At 69.8% G+C, this 5,056-nt stretch carries 5 protein-coding genes; 1 reads left to right on the top strand and 4 read right to left on the bottom strand.

Annotation, left to right across the window (positions count from 1 at the left end):
* Nucleotides 1–14: 14 nt before the first annotated feature.
* The 3 genes from ACWF94_RS33235 to ACWF94_RS33225 are packed head-to-tail and all read right to left on the bottom strand — an operon-like array spanning nucleotide 15 to nucleotide 2,725.
* Nucleotides 15–1,874, bottom strand: coding sequence for a LytR C-terminal domain-containing protein (locus tag ACWF94_RS33235; protein ID WP_453497136.1), 1,860 nt, complete (start codon nucleotides 1,872–1,874; stop codon nucleotides 15–17).
* Between the two features lie 18 nt (nucleotides 1,875–1,892).
* On the bottom strand, nucleotides 1,893–2,516 hold the full coding sequence (nadD, locus tag ACWF94_RS33230; protein ID WP_453497133.1) for a nicotinate-nucleotide adenylyltransferase: 624 nt from the start codon (nucleotides 2,514–2,516) through the stop codon (nucleotides 1,893–1,895).
* A gap of 47 nt (nucleotides 2,517–2,563) precedes the next feature.
* Nucleotides 2,564–2,725 carry a hypothetical protein gene (locus ACWF94_RS33225; protein WP_453497130.1) on the bottom strand — a complete coding sequence of 54 codons (162 nt, stop codon included), beginning with the start codon at nucleotides 2,723–2,725 and terminating at the stop codon, nucleotides 2,564–2,566.
* Nucleotides 2,726–3,009: 284 nt separating this feature from the next.
* Here ACWF94_RS33225 and ACWF94_RS33220 point away from each other — a divergent pair, with 284 nt between their 5' ends.
* The gene (locus ACWF94_RS33220) at nucleotides 3,010–4,089 is read left to right on the top strand and encodes a M48 family metallopeptidase (RefSeq protein ID WP_453497127.1); all 1,080 of its coding nucleotides are present in this window, start codon (nucleotides 3,010–3,012) and stop codon (nucleotides 4,087–4,089) included.
* An 88-nt stretch (nucleotides 4,090–4,177) separates the two neighbouring features.
* On the opposite strand, the gene ACWF94_RS33215 is transcribed toward ACWF94_RS33220, so the two are convergent.
* A partial coding sequence (locus ACWF94_RS33215; RefSeq protein ID WP_453497124.1) for an SCO2583 family membrane protein occupies nucleotides 4,178–5,056 on the bottom strand: 879 nt, incomplete at its 5' end.

Raw genomic sequence — 5,056 nt, 5'->3', positions numbered from 1 at the left:
GTACGGGCCCGGCGTCACCCCGTGGAGAAGTCCTCGCCGAGGACGACGCTGATGTCGGCGTTGGGAGCGGCGGCTGCCTTCCGCACCGCGCTCGTGGGCAGGCCCAGTGTCTTCGCGACCTCGGCGGCCTCCGCCTTGCGCGCGTCGTCGCCGTAGGTGATCTTCGAGGTGGGCGCGGTGTCCGACTTCCCGCCGTCCACGACCACGTACCCGCCGTTGACCAGGGAGACTCGCGCGGTCTCCGCTGCCGCGGACTTCCCCGTGGCGTTCTTGACGCCCACCCGGACGGCCGCGTCCTTCTCCGGCGCGGAGACCGAACCCCCGAGGATGTCCTTGACGACGCTGCGGGACGCCTGGGCGGTGAGTGTGCCGTCCTGCTGTACGGGCAGCACCGCGGTCCGGTAGTCGCCGCCCTTGGCGTGGTCGGCCAGTTTGGCGAGGGAGGCGCCCAGGTCCTTCTCCGTCAGCGAGGGGTCGAGGATCTGCGCGAGGGTCTCCACGGTGACGGTCGCGGACTTCGCGTCGCTCGGGAACTTCTTAAGGACGGCCTGCATGACCTGGCCGAACCGCTGGAGCTGCATGGTCTCGGCCTCACCCGGCCCCAGATGGGTGGCGTACGCGACGGCCGCCCGCCCGTTCAGCGTCTGGTTCTCGCCCCGCTTCACCAGCGGGGCCTCGCCCTTCTTGGCGCCGGGCACGGTGGCGTCGGTGGTCAGATCGATTGTGCCGACCAGCTCGACGAGATTCTCCAGGAACGGGGTGTCGAGCCGCCAGGTGCCGGTGATCTTCGCGCCGAGGAGGGTGCCCACCGCCTCCCGGGTGCCCACCGAGCCGTCCTCCTCCACGGATTTGCCGAGCGTGGTGGGGGTGCCGTCGTCCTGGGCGACGGAAAGGGAGTTGGGGAGCAGGACGGTGGTGCCCTGCTTGGTGGTGACATTGTCGACAAGGAGGGCTGTCGATGTGCCCTTCTTCTTGGTGTTGTGCAGATGTACGACGATCACGTCCCGCTTCTGCGCTCCGGCGGCCGCGGTCCCCGTCTTGTCCGAGTCCGAGCCGGACAGCGCACCGGTGAACCAGAGGTAACCGACCCCGCTCACCAGGGCGATCGCCAGGACGACGACGAGCGCGACGACACGGTTGCGGCCTCGGCGCTTGGCCTCCTCGCGCCGTTCGGAACGGCTTTCGGTGAATTTCAGCCAGTCGATGACGTCTTCGGAGTCGTCGTCCGGTTCCTCGATGAAGGAGAACTGCTCGGTGCGGTAGTCCCGTCCGTCCTCGGAGCGGCGCGGGCCGGGAAGCGGCAGGTCGGCCTCGGGCCCTTGCGCGGTGGCGGTGTCCGGGGCGTCCGAGGTGTCGGGGGGCGTGGGCCCCGGGGCGAGCCGCTCGCCCGGGGCGGGTTGCTGCTGCGGGATGCTCCATTGGGCGGTGTCGACTGCGGCTGGCTGCCGGCCGGTGTCCTGGCCGAATCCGCCCTCCGGTTCGTATCCGTACCCGTATCCCTGGCTGTCCTGGCCGCCCTGCTGCTGGGGGTACGGGGGCTGCTGCGATAGCTCCGCGTACGGGTCGTACGACTGGGGCCGGCCGTATTGGTCGTAGGGGGAAGGCTGTTCGTACGACTGCGGCCGGTCGTAGGGCTGAGGCTGTTCGGACTGAGGCTGTTCGGGCTGCGCCGGCGGCTGGTCGTAGGGGTCGTAGCCGTACGCCTGCCCGGGAGGCGGCTGCTCGGGGTGCTGCGCCTGCTGGGCGTAGGGGTCGTACTGCTGGGGCTGCTCGTACGGCTGAGGCTGCTGGTAGACCGGCTGCCCGTACTCGTCATAGCCGATGATCTGCGGCTGTTGGTAATACGGGTCGTACGGGTTCTGCTGGTCGTTCACAGTGCCCCTCTCCGTGGCTCACTCGCCGCGGTACAACTGGCGCTTGTCGATATAGCGCACCACGCCGTCCGGCACCAGGTACCAGACCGGGTCGCCCTTCGCGACTCTCGCCCGGCAGTCGGTCGAGGAGATCGCCAGTGCGGGCACCTCCACCAGGGAAACCCGTCCCTCCGGCAGTCCGTCGTCGGTCAGATCGTGCCCGGGGCGGGTCACTCCGATGAAGTGAGCCAGCGAGAAAAGCTCCGAGGCGTCCCGCCAGCCGATGATCTGGGAGAGGGCGTCGGCTCCGGTGATGAAGAAGAGGTCCGCTTCCTCGTTCAGCGAGTGCAGATCCCGCAGGGTGTCGATCGTGTACGTCGGCCCGGGGCGGTCGATGTCGATGCGGCTGACCGAGAACTGCGGGTTGGACGCCGTGGCGATGACCGTCATCAGGTAGCGGTCCTCGGCCGGGGAAACGGCCTTGTGGCTCTTCTGCCACGGCTGTCCGGTGGGTACGAACACCACCTCGTCGAGATGGAACAGGGCGGCCACCTCGCTGGCGGCCACCAGGTGTCCGTGGTGGATCGGGTCGAATGTCCCGCCCATCACACCGAGTCGCCGCCGGCCGGAACCGGAGCCCGTAGACGCTTCCTGCTCTCCCATGCATGCAGAGCCTACTGGCACGGTCGTCCGGCTCGCCCTGCCCCGGCTCAGCGGTCGCGGTTGAAGCGGGTGGTGATCCACAGCAGCAGAAGCAGCGCGAGCAGCGCGCCTCCGCCGACGACCATCGGTTCGAGGCTCTGGTGATTGCCACCGCCCTCGGCGCCTTCGGCGAGGGTGACCAGGTTGGTGGCGGTGCTGGTGAGGCTCATCGTCAGCGGGCCCTTATCGATCGGGGAACTGGAGCGGAGGGACTTCGCCCACATCGTATGCGGGGGCCTCGGGCACGCTCACGCCGACTCAGTCGTTGTGGGGTCACGGCGCCGTTTCGGCGGTGCCGGGACAGCGGGCTCCAGGCGTGCGGCCACCGCATTCCTGAGTTATCCACAGCCCCCGACGCTCGGTGGCCCCAGCGCCTACGCTGGGGATTGTCAGGGGGACGAGAGATCACTCGCACTACGTACCGTCGTACCGTCAGGTCAAGCAGGGGGCAGGAATGACCGAAAGCAGTCACGAGAATGTGCCGGGCCGGCAGCGGAAGCGCTTCCCGGGCATCTCCTCACGGGCTTATGAACACCCGGCGGACCGTTCGGCGCTGGTCGCCCTGCGCAGGCTCAGCGGGTTCGACACCGTCTTCAAGGCGCTGAGCGGACTGCTGCCGGAGCGCAGCCTGCGGCTGCTCTTCCTCTCCGATTCGGTGCGGGTGAGTGACGCCCAGTTCGCGCACCTCCACGCGATGCTGCGGGACGCCTGTCACATCCTGGACCTGGAGAAGGTCCCGGCGATGTATGTCGCACAGGACCCGCGTCCCAATGCGATGTGCATCGGCCTGGACGAGCCGATCATCGTGGTGACCACCGGCCTGGTGGAGCTGCTGGACGAGGAGGAGATGCGGGCGGTCGTGGGCCATGAGGTGGGCCATGCGCTCTCTGGCCATTCCGTCTACCGCACGATTCTGCTGTTCCTCACCAATCTGGCGCTGAAGATCGCCTGGATTCCGCTCGGCAATGTGGCGATCATGGCGATCGTCACCGCGCTGCGCGAGTGGTTCCGCAAGTCGGAGCTGTCCGCGGACCGCGCCGGACTGCTGGTGGGCCAGGATCTCCAGGCGTCGATGCGGGGGCTGATGAAGATAGCCGGTGGCAACCATCTGCATGAGATGAATGTCGACGCGTTCCTCAAGCAGGCCGAGGAGTACGAGGCGGGCGGCGATCTCCGCGACTCCGTGCTGAAGATCCTCAATGTGCTGCCCCGCTCGCACCCGTTCACCACGGTGCGCGCGGCGGAGCTGAAGAAGTGGGCCGAGAGCCGCGACTACCAGCGGATCATGGACGGTCACTACCCGCGGCGTTCGGAGGACAGCGACACTTCGGTCAGCGACTCCTTCCGCGAGTCGGCCTCGCACTACGCGGACACGGTGCGTACGAGCAAGGATCCGCTGATGAAGCTGGTCGGCGACATAGCCGGCGGCGCGGGCGACCTCGGGGGCAAGCTGCGCGACAAGTTCACGGGCGGCGGGAGCGGCGGCTCGGGCTCCAATGGAGGCAAGGGCGGTTCCTCCGGGAGCGACAGCTAGTCTCCCGCGCCCGGCGGGAGCGACAGTCGGCCCGCGCGGGCGTGCCCCGGGACGCCGGGGACGCGCGTCGCCCCGGGGCACCTGACCGTCAGGGCTTGTGCGGCTTCGGCTGTGCCCCGGGGGCCAGGGATCCGCACAGGGCCGCTGTGGGGTCGCCCGTCGCATAGGGGTCGGTGCCCGCCGGGACGCCCGCTGTCGCCCGCTGGCCCGCGAGCAGGGGGCGCAGGGTCCCGGAGGCGTCGTCGGAGCACGCCTGCGGCCCCGCCTGGACAGAGCTGGCCACCAGTTCCGCGCGGTGCTGGTGCAGATCGTCCCGGTCGAAGCGGAAGTGCAGTTCGCGGCGGACGGTGAAGAGCGAGGCAGGGCCCGGCTCGCTCCTCTCACCCGTCCTGGTCCCTTCCGCCGACTCGGTCCCTTCCGCCGTCGTGGTCGCGTCGCCCGTCGCGGTGCCGTCGCCCTTCTTCGTCTCGCGGTCTGCCTGCCCGGGCTGCTGGTCGGTGCCGCCAGGCCGGGATCCGTGGGGGTCGGCGGGACGGAGGGCGTAGGCGAAGGTGTGGTCCGAGGTCACCTCCAGGGCGTCGGGGCCCGCCTCGGTGACGGTCAGCGTGCCCTGGACCCGCACCTCGGGGTCGGCGAGCGCCACCTTCGCGGGGTCGTAGCGCACCAGCCAGCCGGTGGCCGAGTGGTGACCGTCGGCGACCGGGGCGGCCATGCTGCGGTCGAACTGCTCCAGCTGGTCGGGGTCGAGGAGCACCCGAACGGGCCGCACCGCGCCGCCCGTGAGGACAGCGGGGTCGAGCGAGGACTCCACCAGATAGTCCTTCGCGGTGGTGAGGGCGGTCATCACCTGGCCCTCGGAGAAGTTCTTGGTGCGCTGGGCGCCCGGGAGGGTGATGCCGGAGGCTCCTATCCGGAACTCCGCCGCGGGGCTGCGGGCGTAGAGGTCCCCGGGGGCGCCCCCGGGGAC

This window comes from Streptomyces sp. NPDC055078, assembly GCF_053607985.1.
This window is presented reverse-complemented; position numbering and strand designations above follow the sequence as displayed.